General features: G+C 56.8%; 17 protein-coding genes. 5 read left to right on the top strand and 12 right to left on the bottom strand.

All coding sequences use genetic code 11. The annotated features are described in order from the left end of the window. Positions 1-66: 66 nt before the first annotated feature. Genes BARVI_RS05770 through BARVI_RS05760 form a run of 3 tightly spaced genes read right to left on the bottom strand, consistent with a single transcriptional unit; the run spans position 67 to position 2760 of the window. On the bottom strand, positions 67-1446 hold the full coding sequence (locus BARVI_RS05770) for an ArnT family glycosyltransferase (RefSeq protein ID WP_025278329.1): 1380 nt from the start codon (positions 1444-1446) through the stop codon (positions 67-69). Positions 1447-1450: 4 nt separating this feature from the next. Continuing rightward, positions 1451-2032, bottom strand: coding sequence for a hypothetical protein (locus BARVI_RS05765; protein ID WP_025278328.1), 582 nt, complete (start codon positions 2030-2032; stop codon positions 1451-1453). Further along, complete coding sequence (locus tag BARVI_RS05760; protein ID WP_025278327.1) at positions 2029-2760, bottom strand: glycosyltransferase family 2 protein; 732 nt, start codon at positions 2758-2760, stop codon at positions 2029-2031. Before BARVI_RS05760 ends, BARVI_RS05765 begins: the two co-directional genes overlap by 4 nt. 274 nt (positions 2761-3034) lie before the next feature. On the opposite strand from BARVI_RS05760, the gene BARVI_RS05755 reads away from it, so the two are divergent. After that, positions 3035-4861, top strand: coding sequence for an ABC transporter ATP-binding protein (locus tag BARVI_RS05755; protein ID WP_025278326.1), 1827 nt, complete (start codon positions 3035-3037; stop codon positions 4859-4861). An 84-nt stretch (positions 4862-4945) separates the two neighbouring features. Here BARVI_RS05755 and BARVI_RS05750 read toward each other — a convergent pair whose 3' ends face one another. The 3 genes from BARVI_RS05750 to BARVI_RS05740 all read right to left on the bottom strand — a co-directional run bounded on the left by BARVI_RS05750 (position 4946) and on the right by BARVI_RS05740 (position 10163). Next, positions 4946-6097, bottom strand: coding sequence for a PepSY-associated TM helix domain-containing protein (locus BARVI_RS05750; protein ID WP_025278325.1), 1152 nt, complete (start codon positions 6095-6097; stop codon positions 4946-4948). An 85-nt stretch (positions 6098-6182) separates the two neighbouring features. Further along, a complete protein-coding gene (locus BARVI_RS05745; protein WP_025278324.1) occupies positions 6183-7658 on the bottom strand; it encodes a DUF4374 domain-containing protein in 1476 nt (491 codons plus the stop codon). A gap of 57 nt (positions 7659-7715) precedes the next feature. Further along, positions 7716-10163 (bottom strand): TonB-dependent receptor, encoded by a 2448-nt coding sequence (locus tag BARVI_RS05740; protein WP_084547005.1) that lies wholly within the window; start codon positions 10161-10163, stop codon positions 7716-7718. 242 nt (positions 10164-10405) lie between these two features. Between BARVI_RS05740 and BARVI_RS05735 the strand changes: the two genes are divergently transcribed. After that, positions 10406-10798: a hypothetical protein gene (locus tag BARVI_RS05735; protein ID WP_157232547.1), complete on the top strand. Its 393-nt coding sequence runs from the start codon at positions 10406-10408 to the stop codon at positions 10796-10798. 162 nt (positions 10799-10960) lie between these two features. Beyond that, complete coding sequence (locus BARVI_RS05730; protein WP_025278321.1) at positions 10961-11494, top strand: hypothetical protein; 534 nt, start codon at positions 10961-10963, stop codon at positions 11492-11494. 192 nt (positions 11495-11686) lie between these two features. On the opposite strand, the gene BARVI_RS05725 is transcribed toward BARVI_RS05730, so the two are convergent. Then, positions 11687-12595, bottom strand: coding sequence for an AEC family transporter (locus BARVI_RS05725; protein ID WP_025278320.1), 909 nt, complete (start codon positions 12593-12595; stop codon positions 11687-11689). A gap of 274 nt (positions 12596-12869) precedes the next feature. On the opposite strand from BARVI_RS05725, the gene BARVI_RS05720 reads away from it, so the two are divergent. Further along, positions 12870-14063 carry a pyridoxal phosphate-dependent aminotransferase gene (locus BARVI_RS05720; protein WP_025278319.1) on the top strand — a complete coding sequence of 398 codons (1194 nt, stop codon included), beginning with the start codon at positions 12870-12872 and terminating at the stop codon, positions 14061-14063. Positions 14064-14299: 236 nt separating this feature from the next. Here BARVI_RS05720 and BARVI_RS05715 read toward each other — a convergent pair whose 3' ends face one another. The 4 genes from BARVI_RS05715 to BARVI_RS05700 all read right to left on the bottom strand — a co-directional run bounded on the left by BARVI_RS05715 (position 14300) and on the right by BARVI_RS05700 (position 16610). Next, on the bottom strand, positions 14300-14647 hold the full coding sequence (locus tag BARVI_RS05715; RefSeq protein WP_025278318.1) for a DUF2023 family protein: 348 nt from the start codon (positions 14645-14647) through the stop codon (positions 14300-14302). Between the two features lie 19 nt (positions 14648-14666). After that, positions 14667-15167, bottom strand: a complete 501-nt coding sequence (locus BARVI_RS05710; RefSeq protein ID WP_025278317.1) for a flavodoxin — start codon at positions 15165-15167, stop codon at positions 14667-14669. Positions 15168-15413: 246 nt separating this feature from the next. Then, positions 15414-15902, bottom strand: coding sequence for an S-ribosylhomocysteine lyase (locus BARVI_RS05705; protein WP_025278316.1), 489 nt, complete (start codon positions 15900-15902; stop codon positions 15414-15416). A gap of 24 nt (positions 15903-15926) precedes the next feature. Then, entirely contained in the window at positions 15927-16610 is a 684-nt protein-coding gene (locus tag BARVI_RS05700) for a 5'-methylthioadenosine/adenosylhomocysteine nucleosidase (RefSeq protein ID WP_025278315.1), read from the bottom strand. Between the two features lie 204 nt (positions 16611-16814). On the opposite strand from BARVI_RS05700, the gene BARVI_RS05695 reads away from it, so the two are divergent. After that, complete coding sequence (locus tag BARVI_RS05695; RefSeq protein WP_025278314.1) at positions 16815-17330, top strand: 3'-5' exonuclease; 516 nt, start codon at positions 16815-16817, stop codon at positions 17328-17330. Positions 17331-17404: 74 nt separating this feature from the next. On the opposite strand, the gene trxA is transcribed toward BARVI_RS05695, so the two are convergent. Beyond that, on the bottom strand, positions 17405-17878 hold the full coding sequence (gene trxA, locus BARVI_RS05690; protein ID WP_025278313.1) for a thioredoxin: 474 nt from the start codon (positions 17876-17878) through the stop codon (positions 17405-17407). Between the last annotated feature and the right edge of the window lie 253 nt (positions 17879-18131).

The following is an 18131-nucleotide window of genomic DNA, read 5'->3' as shown; positions in this document are numbered from 1 at the left end:
TATGACCTTGACCGGGGGTCAAGGTTTAATACAGACGCGTGATTTTCACATTTTTTAGACTAATATTTATTTCAGGGAGAGGTAACGCTCCACGTAGTCGGCTCCCCGGCGGGCGATGCGGGTGGTTGCGGCGAAATACCAGCACATGGGTATGAAACAGAAGAAGAAGCGCTTGGACGAGTAGGCCAGCACGTTCTGTATCGAGTCCCACACGTAGTCTACGTGATAGATAACCAGTCCGTAGAAAAGCACGCTCAGCAGAATCATGCCCAGCAGAGGCAGGTTGTCTCTCCCTTTAATCAGGAACCAGATATTCCCCACGAGGAACAGGGCGAATACCGGGAAGGTCCAGCCGTAGTAGAGGGTGTTGGTGAACAGGGCCCAAAAGCCGTTGACAATATTGCCGGCCTTCTCGCCGTCCCAGAAGAGGCGGGTGATGGCCATGCCCTCGGTGTAGAGCCCGCCGGTTTTCATGTAGGCGAACCAGATGACGGCGGGGAGCAGGGCCAGCCCGGTGAAGTACCACCCTTTGCGGTAGCTTTTGCGGCGTATGCAGTCGATGAGCAGGACAACGCAGGCGGCACCGATGAAGACCACCCCTTCGTTGCGGCACCACATGTTGGCACCCAGCAGCAGAGCTCCGGCGTAGAGTTCGTGGTCGCGGCGGCTGCGCAGCCAGCTGGCCGTGTAGGCGATGCCCAGCGAGGCGAAGATGGCTTGCATGACGTTGGTACCCGACAGCGACGAGAAGGCGAGCATCTCGGGGGCCATCATCATGAAGAGGGTGGTGAGGGCAGCGAGGGTCTTGCCCGTATTGCGTCGCAATATGCCGTAGAAGGCGATGACGAAGAAGAGGTACATGAGGGCCGGAATGGCTTTGGAGGTCTCGGCGCCCAGCAGGTAGACGTAGGCATAGCTCATCTGCACGAAGGGGGCATAGGCTATGCTGCTGCCTGCACGGTGTATCGTGGGGTTGTAGTCGGCATCGAAGAGGCTCATGCGCATGTAGGTGTGGTCGTGAGCCGCCACAAATCCCAGCGTGTCGAAGGCGGCGAGGCTGTCGCGGTCGCTGGGCGGGAAGAAGATGCATTTCGAAAAATTCATGTACTCGCAGTAACCGACGAGGAGGAGCAACAGCACCCACACGAGGTTGGCCTGTTTCAAGTCGTTGAGCATGGCGGGCGTGAATCGCAGGGTGTCGATGCCCCGGTAGCGCCACACCAGAAAGAGCAGCAGGGCGAGGATAACCCACCCGGCCAGCAGTACCGAGGTGGCGGTCAAGGGGATATGCACCCAGTCGAGCAGAACCATGAGGAGGGTCTGCAAGGCCATTCCCAGAGGGAACGAGAGGCCGATGCGTTCGGTCCATGAGAATGATTTGCCGATGAGGGCCGTTACAAAGATGCCGTTGAGGCAGGCGAGTATGATTCCGAGGGTGATGAGCATGGCTTTACGGTTTTGGGTGAACGGGCAGTACGGCGTGAGCGACTTTGTGTTCTACGTCGTAGTTGAGGTATTCATATCCCACGCCATTGACGATGGCCACGTGGGTGATTTTCTGGCTCCACGGAGTTTTTCCCAGCTCGGAGGGGAGTACGACCCGGCGGGGATAGAGGAAACGGGTGGCCCACAGCTTGTTGTAGGGTTCGCCCGAGAAGATGCGTTCCGCTCCTTCGGGATAGAAGGCCTCTTTCGACGGCAGCAGAATGACGGCGTCGGGCGGGGTGTTCTCTTTGAGATAGCGCAGGTAGACGTGAGCGAGACCCAGTTTCATCTCGAATCGCTGGTCGGTCGTCGTGTGGGCATAGTGTTGTGTGACTTCCAGGTTGCCTTTCAGCATGTTATAGGCCCAGTTGTATCCTGGTTGCATGCCGATTACAAGTTTGTTCAGCAGAAACAGGACAATGGCTACGGCTACCAAGTTCTTGATGACCCACGAAACGGTGATGCCCGATTGAGCTTTTTGAGCCTTGACGTTGGACTTGTTTTTCGCAGGTGCTTGCTTTTGGGATTTTGCAGAACTGTTTTTCATCGTGCAGTGTTTTTCCAGAAACGGTATTTCAGCAGGGTGACAATCGCTTGCAGTCCGTCTTTGAGACGTAGTTTCTTCCCCTCCTCGATGGAACGGGGATAGTAGCGGATAGGCACCTCCTTGATTTTGTGACCCAGGCGCGAGACTTTGGCCGTGACCTCGGGGCAGAATTCAAATCCCTTGCAGTCGAGGGGTATCGATTTCAGCAGCCGGGTCTCGAACATCTTGTAGCAGGTGGGCTCGTCGGTGATGTGTTGACCGTAAAGCAGGTTGGTCATGATCGACAGGAATTTGCCGCCCATCTGGTAGCTGACATAGGTGTGCGAGTTCTCCTCGACCAGGAATCGCGAGCCGTAGACTACCTGGTATTGCCCCGAGAGCAGGTGCGGCAGCATCTTGGCAAAGTCGTTGGGATCGAGTTCGAGGTCGGCATCCTGCATCACCACATAGTCGCCCGTCACGGCCTGTATGCCGGTGCGCACGGCCATGCCCTTGCCCTGGTTGCGGTCGTGCCTCAAGTAGGTGATGGGGGCATCGGGGTGGGCGGCGATGAACGCTTCGACGATGCGGCCGGTCGAGTCGGTCGAACAGTCGTTCACGACAATCAGTTCGCGGCCTATTCCCTCGCCCAGGTCGGCGTCGAGCACGCGTTGCAGCAGTTCTGCAATCGTTTTCTCCTCGTTGTAGGCCGGAATGATAATCGATAATGTGTGACTTGTTTGATTCATAACTTGCTATCGGCTAAAAGGATAATGCCGGAGTTCCGCTTCGAGTACAAAAGTAGGACAATAATTTTGGCTGTGCAAGCATTTCCCCCGAAAGAATGGCGGGAACCGGCTTGCCGTCTCTTTCCCGACGGGGCGAGTGGACAGGGGCGAAATGCGGGGTCGAGGCGGCCCGGTAAAACTTTTTCGGCACCCGACAGTGGTCGTGCAAGTAAATGTGCTATCTTTGCAACCGTAAATTCCCCGTTATTTTCGTTCGGGACACAACGGCTTATATATGAAAGATTTTATTGCGATTCTGCGGCGGTTTGTACCCCCTTATAAATACTATCTCGTACTCAATATCTTTTTCAACATACTGGCATCGATATTGACGCTTTTCTCGTTTGCGCTCATTATCCCCATTCTCGAAATCCTGTTCAAGCTCAAACAGGCCACCTACACCTTCATGCCGTGGAATTCCGGTTCGCTCAAAGATGTGGTGGTCAACAACTTCTATTACTACATTACCTCGATTATCGACCGGGAGGGGCCCGGCTTTGCCCTGCTCATCTTGGGGGTGTTCCTCATCGTGATGACCTTCTTCAAGACCGCGGCCACCTATTTGAGTTCGCACTTCATGATTCCGCTGCGGTCGGGTATCGTACGCGATATTCGCAACTATGTCTACGAGAAGGTGGTGAGCCTGCCCATAGGCTTCTTTACCAGTGAGAAGAAGGGCGATGTGATGGCGCGCATGTCGGGCGATGTGGGCGAAATCGAGAACTCGATCATGGCTTCGCTCGACATGATGTTCAAGAACCCCATTATGATTATCGTTTGCTTGGTTACGATGTTTGCCATCAGCTGGCAGCTCACGGTCTTTGTGCTGATCCTCCTCCCCACGGCGGGATATATTATGGGGCAGGTGGGCAAGAAACTCAAACGCCGTTCGCTCGAAGGGCAGAACCAGTGGGGCCTGCTGATGTCGATTATCGAGGAGACGCTGGGCGGGCTGCGCATCATCAAGGCTTTTAATGCCGAGAACAAGATGATCAACTGGTTCCATGCCGAAAACAATGTATTCTATCGTATCTCCAACCGCATCAACCGGCGGCAGGCACTGGCGCACCCCATGAGCGAGTTCTTGGGTACCTGCACCATCTGTATCGTGCTGTGGTATGGCGGTTCGCTCATTCTCTCGGGCACGAGCAGCATCGACGCCGCTTCGTTCATCTACTACCTGGTTATCTTTTACAGCATCATCAATCCGGCCAAGGACCTCTCGAAGGCGGCCTACTCGATACAGAAGGGTCTGGCTTCGATGGAGCGTGTCGACCTGATTCTCTCGGCTGTGAACCCCATCAAGGACCCCGAGAAGCCGGTCGAACTGACCGACATGAAAGAGGGTATCGAGTATCGCGACGTGTCGTTCAGATATAACACCGAGAATGTGGTCAAGCACGTGAACCTCACCATCAAGAAGGGTCAGACGGTGGCTCTGGTGGGTCAGTCGGGTTCGGGCAAGTCGACGATGGCCGACCTCTTGCCCCGCTTCTACGATGTGAACGAGGGGGGCATCTACATCGACGGGGTCAACATCAAGGATTTCAGGGTGCGCGACTTGCGCGAGTTGATGGGGAATGTGAACCAGGAGGCTATCTTGTTCAACGACTCGTTCTACAACAACATCACCTTCGGCGTGGAGAATGCCACTATGGAGCAGGTAATCGAGGCGGCCAAGATTGCCAATGCCCACGACTTTATCATGGCTACCGAGGAGGGGTACGACACTTGCATCGGCGACCGGGGCAGCCGCTTGTCGGGCGGACAACGCCAACGGGTGAGCATCGCCCGAGCCATCTTGAAGAACCCCCCTATCCTGATTCTCGACGAGGCCACGTCGGCCCTCGATACCGAGTCGGAACGGCTTGTGCAGGAGGCGCTCGAAAACCTCATGCGCAACCGCACGACGCTGGTGATTGCCCACCGCCTCTCGACCATCAAGGATGCCGACCTCATCTGCGTGATGCACGAGGGCGAAATCGTGGAGCGGGGACGTCACGACGAACTGATCAAACTCGACCGTTATTACAAGCGGTTGGTTGACATGCAGAAGTTTTAAACGTAGTGACAGATAGGAAAAACAAAAAGCGCCGCTTTCATGCGGCGCTTTTTGTTTGGGTGTTTGTCGTGGGACAGCTTGGATTTAATGGGCTACCCGGCGGCCGGTCCGGTTGTGGCGTTTGCGATAGAGGCGCTTGATCCACAGGTAGTAGCCGGTAAGGGGCAGCGTGGCGCCCAGCAGGGCGGCCAGGAACCACAGGATACGCGAGGCGTTCCCGCCCCAGGCTCCGGTGTGAACGGCGTAAATCCACCCGCGCATCTTGCCCGAGCGGGCGGTGTCTTTGTAGAGCGACGAGCCGGTTATTTCGCCCGATTGCGGGTCGAAGGTGTAGCGGTCGCTCCCGCGGGTGTTGCCGTAGCGGTTGTTCGATACGCTGGCCGAGCCGTCGGTGATTTCAATTTTCAGGTTATCGGGATTCGCAGCGGCCAGTTGGTCGTAGACCTGTTGCCAGCAGGCAAAGGGACTCGGTTGAACATCGGACGAGGAGGGGAGTTCGGGGCTGTTCCCCGGTTGGGCCGGTTGCTTTTGAGCCGGAGCCTTTGCACTCGTCTCTACCCCGAAGAGTTTGTAGAAGGCCGTGTTGTACCACTTGAACGACCAGGTGAGACCCGTAAGCGCCATGACCAGTACCAGCAACAGCACATAGATGCCCCCGGCGGCGTGCAGGTCATGCCAGAAGCGGGCTTTGCCCTTGTGCAGGGCTATCTGTATGCCGTTTTTCAATCCCTTGCGGGAGCGGGGCCACCAGATGACGGCACCGGTGATGAGAATGACGGCAAAGAGCAGGGTGGTCGTACCGGTGACGAGGCGCCCCCAGAAGATGCCGCCGTTGGCCGGTTGGCTGTCGAGCAGCCAGCGGTGCAGCGTGAAAACGGTGCGATAGAAGGGCGACCGTTGGTATTGTCCCTTGATCTCGCCGGTATAGGGGTTGATATAGACCGCTGCGCCCTTGGGAGCCGACAGGTTCACCTGGTAGGTGCGGTCGGGTTGGGGGTAGACGGTGACGCCGGTTATCGGGGCTCCTTTGGTCAGCTGGTTTTCCACCTTTTCCACCAACGTGCCGAGGGGTAGCGGGTGGTCGCCGACCTTTTCTACATGGTAGAGAGGACGGTTGGTGAGCTGGGCGATTTGGTCTTCAAAGACCAGCAGGGCCCCGGTGAAGCAGATGATGGTAATGATGAGGCCGAAGGGTACTGCCAGCCATAGGTGTATTTTACGGAATGCCTTTTTCATGTGAGATCCTCCTTTTTGACTTTGTAAAATTAAAAAGGACCTGCGAGAATAAGGTTCATCGGCAGGTCTTTTTTTCGGAACGAGGTCAATTGGCTTGCAGCTTTCCTACACCGGCCACACTTGTGGCCACGATGGTGAGCCCTTTTGAGGCGGTAGCCGCGGCGGGGTCTATCTTATAGACGGTGGGATAACCGGTCGAGGTACTCACCACGACGTAGGCATGCCCCTCGTCGTCGATGTAGGGGGTGTTGCTCAGCGCACTGATGTCGGTGGGGAGCCCCGATACCTCGCGCAGTGTGCCGTCGCCCTGGGTGTCGAAGATGAGCAGCCGGTTGGCCGTGCCCTTGAATCCCTGAGCATCGTAGGCCAGCAGCAGGAAGTAGTTGCCCGAGGTGTACCAGCTGCGCAGGAAGGCGGCTTCGGAGCCGTCGGGATTTTTCAAGGCCTGGTAGTAGGAGGGGTCGAAGTCGAGAGCCTCCCACGAGGCCCGGGTGTCGATGCGTACGACACCGGCCGGGAGCCGGGTTTGCTGACGGGCATCGCTCATGGTTTTGGCATAGCTGGGCGAGAATACGTAGAGGTAACCGTCGTCGGCCTGCCACACCATCTGGTAGTATTGCGAGCGGTTGCGGCCGCAGGCGTAGCTGATGCGGTCGCTCTTGATGACCTTATGCTCGGTGAGGGTCTCGTCCTTGAAAATAGCCACCCAGCACTCGTCGGGGTATTGGGTCCATTGTAGCTCGTTGGCTTTGTAGGAGCCGCTGCCCGAGCCGCCCGATTCGGTCTTGACCAAGTCCTCGTAGCCTTCGCGCACGTAGCCGTGTTCGCGGCCGTCGACCGTCTGTATGTAGCCCCACTGGCTCAATCCCATGGGGACAGCAGCCGAGTAGAGGTAGTTGCCCACCTGTTCCAGCCCGGCCAGGGTCACATATTCGCCGTTGCCCAGGAAGTTCTCGGCGCGCAGGCGAATGTCGCCGGCTCCCGTACCGTCTTTGGCCGTCTGGTTGCGGGCATCGATATAGGCCGGCAGGAAGTGACGGGGATAGTAGGTCTCGGTGAGGCTCTGGCCGCTCTTGTCGGTGTAGGTGTAGCTTTGGGCGTCAATGGTTCCGCTACCCGACGAGGTGGTCATGATGTAGTCGTTGTAGAAGCCGTAGGTGGTGAATCGGCTCAACTTGTAGGTACGCGGGTCTTTGGTCATCTCAAAGGCCGGGTTGAGGCTGTACGAAGCGGTCTGTCCCGCCTCTCCCTGATTGTAGTTGAGGGCAAAGAGCGAGCGTTGGTTGTAGAATACCCAGTAGGTGGCTCCGTCGTTTTGGGTGCCCTGTACGGTGGGGGTCACCTTGTAGTTGGGGTCGTCGAGACGGTCGGCCGTGAGCAGTACGTTGGTCTCGTTGTTGCCGGTACCCACCGTGGCGGCGATGACATAGTTGCCTTTTGATACTTCGGTCAGGTTCGACACTTCGGTGGGTGTAGCGGGCCCCTCCTCCTGGCACGACACGAGCAGCAGGCCGGTGGCGAGGAGGGTTGTACAGGTTGACAGGAAGAGATTCTTTTTCATATTCATCAGTTTTTATGTTTTGTTAGTGATTGGATTGATTCGGAATGGTATGTCGGTTCAGTCGCCGAAATGGACCCGGATTTTCCCGTAGAAGGCCCGGCCCGCTTTTTGGAGGCTGAAATTGTCGTAGAGTTTCTCGTCGGTGAAATTGCGGCATTCGAACGCGAGGTTGTAGCGCCCGTTGTGCAGGCTGTAACTGATCGAGAGGTTGTGCGAGAATTGGTCGGGAATCATGTAGTCGCTGCTGTTGGTACCTATCACCTCGGAGTTGTAGCAGAAGCTGTGCAGGTACTGGTTGTCGTAGGTGAGGGTGAGCAGGTTGCCTTTCCGGCCCAGGTCGTGCCAGTAGAGGTTGATGTCGCTGTCGGCAAATAGGTAGGGCACGTTGGCCATGCGGGCCTTGTAGGTGAGGTTGGGGGTGGAGTTGCCGGTGCTGCCGATCTGGTAAGGCTCCATGTCGCGCACGTCCATCTGCGAGAAGTTGCCACCCAGACTCAGCCAGCGACCCAGAGAGTAGCGGGCCGAGAGGTTGTAGCCTTTGGTCACCACCTTGCCGTAGTTGGTGTAGGTGGCATTTTCCTTGCCCCCGCTCAGGTCTTGAATGTTGCGTTGGATATAGTCGCGGGTGTTGCGGTAGATGAGGCCGCCCTCGATGTAGAACGAGTGTGGTCCGATGGTGCGGGCGTAGCTGAGGTTGAGGTTGACGTTGTGGCTCTTCTCGGGGCGGAGGTCGACCTGTCCGCTTTCGAGGTCTTCATCGCCGAACATCTCCTCGATGGTGGGCAGGCGGCAGGCTCGTTCGTAGGAGAGTTTCGCCTGCAACCCAGGCAGAACGAAATAGGTGCCCGCGGCCCCGTAGCCGAACTGCTGCACGGTGCGCTCTACCAGTACGTAGTCGGTACCCTTGTCGTCGGTAGCTACGGGGCCCGATACATACTGGTGGTAATATTTGCCGAAGACCGAGAGGTTCCAGCGGTCGGAGGGCATGAGCCGGTAGGAGAGCCCGGAGATGTTTTTGCGGGTCTCCTTGGCAAACTCGTCCTTGATTTCGGCCCCGGTGAGCAACGACGTGTTGGTGCGGTGAAAGGCGTTCCACACGTGGTTGAAGGTGAGGGTGTGGGCCCGCCCGATGCGGTAGTTGAGGGTGGCGGTAGCGTTCCAGTTGTCGTTGTAGGCCCGGGCATACTGTTCGCTCTGTTCGCCCCGGCCGTTGGTGTTGAGGCGACGCTCTCCCAGCCAGTTGTAGCGGTAGCTGGCGGTGTCGATATTGTGGGTCACGTTGCGGTTGTAGTTGGCCGTGAGGGTGAGGTCGAGTCCGCGAGTGAGGAGGTCGCGCTTGCGGTATTCGAGCGAGGGCATGAGCGAATGGCCCCGGCGGTGTTTCTCGCCGAAGACGGTGTGTTGCCGCACGCCGGTTTGTATCTCTTTGTACATCTGCGAGTAGGTGAAGCCCAGCATGAGGCGGTCGGCCCAGGGTTTGTCGGTCACACCCACCTTGGCCACGACGGCCTCGTTGTGGTAGGTGTCGTTGAAACGACGCACCCGGAATACCTCGTCGGTGATGATTGAAGACCCGTCGGCGTTCCACTGCTCCACGTGGTCGGCATCGACCCAGTAGTTGTTGTCGGAGTAGTTCTGGAAGAGGTTGATTTCATAGGTGAGACCGCTCTTGAAACTCTGCCCGAAATTGAGATACGACTTGTGGGTGTTGAACGATCCGTAGGAGTAGGCGGCATCGAGATACCAGTTGCGGCGCTGTTTGTTGGTGACGATGTTGATGACTCCGCCGATGGCGTCGGTGCCGAAGCCGACGGGTACGACCCCCTTGTAGATTTCGATACGGTCGGCAAAGCTGATGGGTATGTTGTTGAGCCCGAAGGAGCTGCCCACCCCCTCCTGCGGCACGCCGTCGATGAATACCTTCACGTGCTTGCCGCTGAATCCGTCGAGCATGAGTTGCATGTCGGAGCCCACGCCGCCCGATTCGCGCAGTTTCATGCCCGGGGCCTTGGCCAGAGCGTCGCTCAGGTTCTTGGTCGAGTTCTGCATCTCGCGGGTATCGACGGCCACGGCGTTGTAGGCCGAGCGCTTCACCCGATTCACCCCGGTGGCGACTACCGTCACCTCGTCGAGGGTCTGGGTCTTGGAAGTGAGGGTGATGTCGAGGTTGAGGTGTTCGCCCCGTTTCAGCGAAATCGGTTTCTCGAAGGGCTCGTAGCCGATGGCCGAGACCACCAGCGTGTAGTCGCCGGGTCGGGTTTTGAGACGGTATCGGCCCTGTTCGTCGGTTGTGCCGCCCGAGTGCCCTCCTTTGAGGTAGACGGTGGCAAAGTCGACCGCTTGGACGGCTCCCCCCTCGGTCGACGAGACCCGGCCCGAGACGATGGCTGCGGCCGGGTGTCCCTCCCGGTGGTGCCGGTGTTGAGCCTGCCCGGCGAGGGAGCCGAAAGGTAGTACATTATATAAATATAGAGACAGGAGTATTCCCCATTTTATTTTCCCCATAATCACTTTCCACTGAAAAAATTTGCAATTATTTATTCGCTGCAAAATTACCGCTCCCCCCGGGGCGGTACAATCGCATGATATAGGTATTGTGGGGGCCTGTCTCCCCATTCGTGGTGAGCGGCGGTACGCTTCCAAGAGCAGGGAAAGAGAGGTAGCGGGGGAGGGGTGCCGTGAAAAAACAGAGCCGGAATTTGTCGTAACTCCCGTTTTTTGTGTATGTTTGCAATATGAAAGGTTTTGTGAAACATCTGCTTGTCTTCTCGCTGGCTCTGATATTGGGCTGGGTCTCGGCACTGCATGTGGCCGAGGTGGAGAGGGTGTATGCCTCGGTTCACGAAACCGACACTCCCTATACTCTCGTCGATACCGACGGGCATGCGCACCACTCGGGGCCGAGTTTCGTCGCCATCATTCCGGCCGAACGGATTGCTGCCGTCAATCAGGTGCGATTCCCTTCATCGCCGGTGGCCGAGCGGGTGGGGAGCCATACCGCATTCTCTTGTGTGCAGCATTGTTGCTGCCAACTCATGGCCCTTCGCGAGAAGTCGATTCGACACGGTTACGAGGGGTATAGAGCCCAGTTGTGTTCGCACGGGCACTATCTCTATTCACTCTGCAAAATGCTGATTTAGTGGAAGGCAGGAAGCACCTGCCCGATGACAGAAGTCGGTTTGCCGCTTCTGGCCCTCTTGCCGTGCCTGTGGGTGCGGCCGGACGGATTCCCGTGTATGGTCGCGGGAAAAGGCGAATCGTTGTATTTATATGTTTTATCATCTAATCAGCATAACAAGAAAATGGAAAATAAAGAGAAAGAGACTACGGTCTCTAAATTTGCAGAGAATCCCTATGTAGAAATCAAAAAGAGAGTTTCGATGGCCGGCGTGTGGTCGGTATTGGTTGCCGTGGTGGCTTTTGTGGCTTCGGGTTTCATGACCGATCCGCAATCGTCGCTGAAACTTTTCCTTATCGTGGTGGGCGTGTGCTTCCTTATTTACGGCCTCATCAAATTGGCCGTAGGTAACAAGGTAGCCGTTTGCCGGGCCAACGGAAAGGTGTTGAAAAAACATGAACTCCTCTTCGAGAGCAGCGAGGTGTCGCGCCTGAAACAGATGGTCGAGTCGGGAAATTTCCAGTCGATCGGTACGCTGCCTCGTGCCGTAGGTCATAAGGCCGGGGCTAAACTGACCCTTTTCATCGACGCCGACCAGAGCTTTGCCACCGCTCAGGTTTCGGAGTTTATCCCCTTCGACTATGAGCCGGTGATGTCGCCCATGAGCTACAACGGCGACAGCGTGAAGGCGATTGCCGCCCTTACCCATGCTGCTTGAAATAGATAAATGATTCCCTTGTGGAAGTGGATCGGTTGAATGCCACTCCGCCTATTGGGCCAAAAAAAGGGGACGAAAGAATTGAGATATTGCGCGTTGCGTATCTTGATGTGTTTGTTGAAAATGCCTTCTGTCCGCATGTGCGGGCGGGGGCATTTTTTTTGTGATACGAGTGCGCGGTTAGGGGTTCCTTTACAGAAAGGCGGTGAGCAGCGGAATGCTCAGAACCGAGAGCAGGGTGGTGATGAAGGTCCCCTCGGCCATGACCACCTCGCCCCGCTTGTACTTGATGCAGAAGAGGGTACCATACGAGGCAACGGGCATGGCTGCCAGCACCACGTTGATGTTGGCAATGCTTTCGTCGACCTGACACAGACGCGAGAGGTAGAGGATAAGCAGGGGTATCAGCAGCAGCCGCAGGGCCGACATCAGATAGATGGTGGGGTTGCCGAACATGCGCCGGATAGGTACCTGGGCTATCGACGAGCCGATGATGAGCAGGGCGGCCGGTACGGTCACGTTGCCCAACAGAAAGAAGGGGGTGCTGACCACGCGGGTCGGCATCCAGCCGGCCACTACGATCAGAATCGAGAGATACGAAGCAATCATGGCCGGACTGTACAGCGTGCTCCAATCGAAACGCATCTTGGTCTGGTCGCCCGAGATGAAGAGGGTACCGAAGACAAATATCAGCAGGGTGCTGGGAAAGTTGAGAATGCTGGCATAGAACACGGCACTGGGCCCGAAGATGGAGGCTACGATGGGGTACCCGATGAACCCGACGTTGCCAAAGGCGAGCATGAAACTGTACACACCGCGCTCTGTGGGGGCGATGTGCAGGTAGCGCGGCAGCAGCATGGCGACCCCGATGAGAAGAGCGTAGGTGGCGAAGCCCACGACAAGCAGGGGTAGAATCAGGTTCTTGTCGGGGAGGGTGTCGCCCATGACCGACGAGAGTATGAGGCAGGGGCAGGTGACGTTGATGACCAGCTCGGAGAGTTTGCGGTCGAACTCGGCGTCCATCACTCCTCTTTTGCTCATATAATAGCCGACGATTACCAGAATGAACAGGATAATCATCTGTGATACGATTGCGTCCATAAAATCCCTTTCCCTTAAAAAAACGTGCAAAGATAGTGAAAACTGAGGCAAACATGATTCGTTTGTGACCAACTTTCCCTATCTTTGTAGAAGATAAGATTCGGCTCGGTATAGCCAAACTCGAAAACTACGTTTTCATTTGTCTTTACTCTCGCCTTTCCCTATCTTTGTAGAAGATAGGATTCGGCTCGGCATAGAAATCAGGCAAACTTGTTTTTCTGCGCTCGCCTTTCCGCGTCTTTGAACCCTATAAAACCTAAAAACAGCTATTCTCATGAATCAAGTATCCGACCGTTTGGCAGCCCTTGCGCCGTCGCAAACGCTGGCGATGTCGCAAAAAAGTAGTGAACTGAAAGCTCAGGGTGTCGATGTAATCAACCTGAGTGTGGGTGAACCCGACTTCAATACCCCCCAGCATATCAAAGATGCCGCAAAGAAGGCGATAGACGACAATTTCTCGCACTATTCGCCCGTACCCGGTTATCTGGATTTGCGTCAGGCTATCTGCGCCAAACTGAAAAATGAGAATGGCCTTGATTTTACCCCCGAGCAGATTGTGGTGTCGAACGGTGCCAAGCAGTCGATCTGCAACACGATTCTCTCGCTGGTCAATCCTGGCGACGAGGTGATATTGCCGGCGCCCTACTGGGTGAGCTATGTCGAGATGGTGAAACTGGCCGAGGGCAAGAGTGTGATTGTCGAGACCGGTATCGAGCAGGATTTCAAGATGAGTGCCGCCCAACTCGAAGCGGCTATCACGCCCAAGACCAAGATGCTGATTCTCTGCTCTCCCTCCAATCCTACGGGTAGCGTCTATTCGCACGACGAGCTGGCCGCGCTGGCTGCCGTGCTGGAACGTCACCCTCAGGTCTTCGTCCTGGCCGACGAGATTTATGAGCATATCAACTACGTGGGTGCCCACCAGAGCATCGCCCAGTTCCCTGCCGTGCGCGACCGGGTGATTATCGTCAACGGTGTCTCCAAGGGGTATGCCATGACGGGCTGGCGTATCGGTTTCATTGCCGCTCCGCTGTGGATTGCCAAGGCTTGCAACAAGTTGCAGGGGCAGTACACCTCGGGTGCTTCGTCGATTGCCCAGAAGGCGGCTGCCGCTGCCTTTGCCGGTGACCAGAGCTGTGTAGAGGAGATGCGTCGGGCCTTTGAACGTCGTCGCGACCTGGTAGTGCGGCTGGCTCGTGAGATTCCCGGCTTGAAGGTGAACAACCCCGACGGGGCTTTCTACCTCTTCCCCGAGGTGGGTTACTACCTGGGCAAACGTGACGGTGAGCGTGAAATCAAGAGTTCGTCGGACCTGGCCATGTATATCCTCGAAGTGGGTCATGTGGCTACCGTGGCCGGTGATGCCTTCGGTGCTCCCAACTACCTGCGTCTCTCCTACGCTACCTCCGAGGAGAATATCACCGAGGCCATGCGCCGCATCAAAGAGGTGCTGGCCCGACTGAAATAGAGACAGATTCCTTATTAACCGCAATACAGAACACAAGGCGGCCTCCTTTCCCGCTCGGGTGCATACCGTGAGTGGCAAGGCGACCGCCCGGTGTGTGGTGAGTTTTTACCCGCACCCCGAAAAACAAGGACCCACCGTGCCTCGCGGCGCAGTGGGCTTTTTTTACAACTAAAAACAAACTTCAATCTTAGGATTCTTTTCCCCTTGCAAATTAGATCCTATGTGGAAAAGAGTTATCATTTGGCTTTACGTTTACAATATCGCTGACATTGCCCGCACAGGTCGTAGCCCAGCAGGGCTCCCAAGATGAAATCCTCCTCGGGGGTGAGCTGGTTCAGGGGGCGCGAGGCCAGTGACTGAATCACCTCGATGCACTCCCGTCGGCCAAAAAAGAGATTGATCTTGTCGCACCCGATGGGTTGAATGCAGTAGTCGATGTGCTGTTTGTTGAGGCGTCCCACGGCAAACTCCTGATACCGCCTGTTGGTGGTGTAGAGAACCATGTGGCGTACCCCTTTCTTGTACTCATACACGTGGTTGAGAAAGACTTTCAATTCGGCCGGGAAGGATTGGCAGGTCATCATGGGCATGGCGTTTAGAGGGTTACAGGTCGAGGCTTTTCACCCAGGTCTCTATGCGGTCGGCACTCTTGTCGGGCTCGTTGGTCTCGTCGAGTGCAAGCCCTACGAAATCGCCGTCGACAACCGCTACCGACGAGGTGAACGAGTAGCCGTCGGTAGAGACGTGGTTGCCGGTGAAACGGCAGCCTGTCTGCTTCAACTCTTCGTACAGCAGCCCCATGGCGTCGCAGAAGGTGTCGGGGTAGGACTCGGCATCGCCGCAGCCGAAGAGGGCGACGGTCTTTTGCCCGAGGTCGGCACTGCGCAGCACTTTTACGGCGTCGTACCAGTCGTCTTGCAACTCGCCGCACCCCCAGGTCGAGGAGCCCAGTATCAGTGCGTCGTAGTTGTCGAGCATACCGGCCGAGAGACGGGCGGCGTCGTGCACATCGTTGGAGTCTATTCCCAGTTCCCGGGCGATTGTATGGGCTACCCCCTCGGTAATGCCGGTCGAGGAGCCGTAGAAGATACCTGTTCTTTTCATCGTCGTAACGTTGATTGGTTTTTACGATGGCAAAGTAAGGATATACGGCCCGGCTCCCCAATACCTACATGTAGGGGTTTTCTTTCGGGGTCTACTTAGTTTGAGGGAAAAAGGAGCGAATTTAGCTTTTTTTGTGACCTCGGGAGAGATAAAAAAAAGACCCGGGCGAGGGGGCTCGTCCGGGTGAATGGGTATGGGTGTTTCCGAGTTTTTCCTGTCGTCCCGGTCGGGAGAGGCAGATGTCGGTTACTCCTCGACCGTGGGGTAGACGAGGTTCTTCTCCTCGATAACGTCGAGCACCTCGCGCAGGTATTTGTCGGCTTCCCAACGGGCCATGGGCAGGTCGTGCAGCAGGTAGTTGCCGCAGTCGCGGGGGGCGGCGCCGGGTACCTCGCCCTCGAAATCGCGGATAAAGCGGAAGGTCTCGCGCATGAGGTCGACGATGTCGCGCGATTGGAGGTCGCCCTGTACCAGAAAGTAGTTGCCGGTGCAGCAGCCCATGGGGCCCCAGAATACGATTCTGTCGCCCCACACGGGGTGGTTGCGCAGGAAGGTGGCGGCCAGGTGCTCGATGGTGTGCAGGGCTCCGTAGCCGATGGCGGGCTCGCGGTTGGGCTCTTTCATGCGAATGTCGAAGGTGGTGACTACGTGGTCGCCCAGATAGTCTTTGCGCGATACATAGATGCCGCGCAGCAGGTGAATGTGGTCTATGGTAAAGCTGGGTATCTTTTTCATGATGAAGGGGTATTTAGGGGTTGATTATAATTTTGCGATGAGGCTGGTGAGTACCTCGAACGACCGCTGGGGGGCATCGTCCCAAAAGTGGTTGTACTGGGCGATGTGGCCTTCGATGCCCGGGGTGTCGCTGATGATGCGGAAGCTCAGGAAGGGGACTCCGCGCATGTGGCATACCTGGGCGATGGAGCCCGACTCCATGTCGACGGCCATGCCTTCGGGGAAGAGCTGCTTGATCTCGGCCAGTTCCACCGGGTCGGTGATGAAGCGGTCGCCGCTGCACATCAGTCCTTTATAGATACGCAGCGAGGTCTCTACCTGCAAGGCCTTCTCGACCAGCGCGGGGTCGCTGTGGAACCGGGGCGGCAGCCCCTGTATCTGTCCCCAGACGTTGCCTTCGCCGCACCACACGTCGTGGTAGACGATTTCCGACCCCACCACGATGTCCATGACCCGCATCGAGGGGTCTATGCCGCCGGCCACGCCGGTGTTGAGCAGCGCGTTGGGGCGGTAGCGGTCTATCAGTTCGTAGGCGCGTATGGCCGACGACACCTTGCCGATGCCGCTTTGGGTGAGAATCAACTCGTGGGCTCCACATGTGCCCACGATGAAAAGCGAAGCGCCGTGGCGCTCCTCGCGGGGATTTTCCAGCAGGCGACGCACGCAATCGAGTTCGCTCTGCATGGCTACGATAATTCCTATTTTCATCTTCTGGATTTTCTCTGTGCAGGCAAAGGTAGGGGTTATCTTACGTATCGCAAAATTTGTGCGGCGAAATCGGGGGGAGGTGCCGTCCGATTTTTACAGTCGGGCGGTGTGGTGAGGGGAGTAATGTGAAAAGGGTGAGAAAAGGAGTGCGATATTTGGCCGTCCTCTCGGCTTTCACTACCTTTACCCCTCCATATTGTGCTTATGAAAGATTTTGCCGCCATCGATTTCGAGACTGCCAATTACGAACCCACGAGTATCTGCTCGGTGGGGCTCGTGGTGGTGCATGGGGGCGAGGTGACGCACCGCATTCACCGGTTGGTCTGCCCCGAGCCCGACTACTATATCCGCCGCTTTTCGGAGGAGATACATGGTATCTTCCCGGCTGATACTTGCGATGCGCCCAACTTTGGGCAGGTGTGGCGCGAGGTTTCGCCGTTGGTCGAGGGGTTGAGGCTGGTGGCTCACAACAAGTCTTTCGACGAGCGGGTGTTGCGGGCGACCTGCCGCATGTATGGCATCGATTATGTGTATGGCGATTTTCTTTGTACCCTCACGCGGGCCAGGCGGTTGATCCCGCGCACCGACATCGCGAACTATCGGCTGCCCACGGTGTGCGCCTATCTGGGTATCCCTTTTGACCATCACCACAACGCCCTGGCCGATGCCGAGGGGTGTGCCCGCATTGCGATGCGCCTGTGGCCCGATGACGACGAGTAGTCCCGGGCGTGTCGTGTCGAGGGTGATTCCTCTAATCTCTTGTCTTGGTTTGTGAAAAACGGGGGCGGCCCCGGTTACGGGAGCAGCACCTGACTGATGGCCTGTTGTAGCGCCTCCTTGTCCATGAAGCCGGTGGCGATTTGGGGCTGGGCCGTCATGGGGCAGAAGAGCAAGGTGGGAATGCTTTGCACCCCGAAGATGGCGGCCAGCTGCGGTTCCTTGTCGACGTCGACTTTGTAGATGTCGATTTTCCCGGCGTATTCGGTGGCCAGTTCTTCGAGTATGGGAGCCAGTTTGCGGCAGGGACCGCACCACGAGGCGTAGAAGTCGACGATGCAGGGACGGGCACCGAGGTACTCCCAGCGGTCGGGGGTCTTCTCGAAGTTGGCAACCTTCGAGAGAAACTCAGCTTTGGTGAGGTGACGCGGTTTGACGCTCTGTGCTCGGGTCTCGGTCTTTTCGGCCGGGGCGGTTTGCTTTTGGGCCTGCACCGGGGCGGTGAACAACAGGCTGGCGAGTACGATTCCTATGATGTATTTTGTATTCATATCGGTATCATTTGCGGAGCTTGAACAGGTGGGGAGAAACGCGATCGGAGACAGGGATTTGCTTCGGTTTGAAAAACTGTGCTCCCCTGTTGCGGCTTTCTGGGGGGCAAAGATAGAAGGATTGTCACAGAAAGCCGCAGGCAGCGGAGCTATTTTTCAGATTATTAGGGTTTCTTGTCAAACCGAAAGAGGTGTGGCGGGTGTTTGTCCGGGTTCGGGTCGAGTGGACTCGTGATTGCGTGCCGCCGGGCGA

Origin of the sequence: Barnesiella viscericola DSM 18177, from assembly GCF_000512915.1 — a bacterium.
Taxonomy (GTDB): Bacteria; Bacteroidota; Bacteroidia; order Bacteroidales; family Barnesiellaceae; genus Barnesiella; species Barnesiella viscericola.
This window is presented reverse-complemented; position numbering and strand designations above follow the sequence as displayed.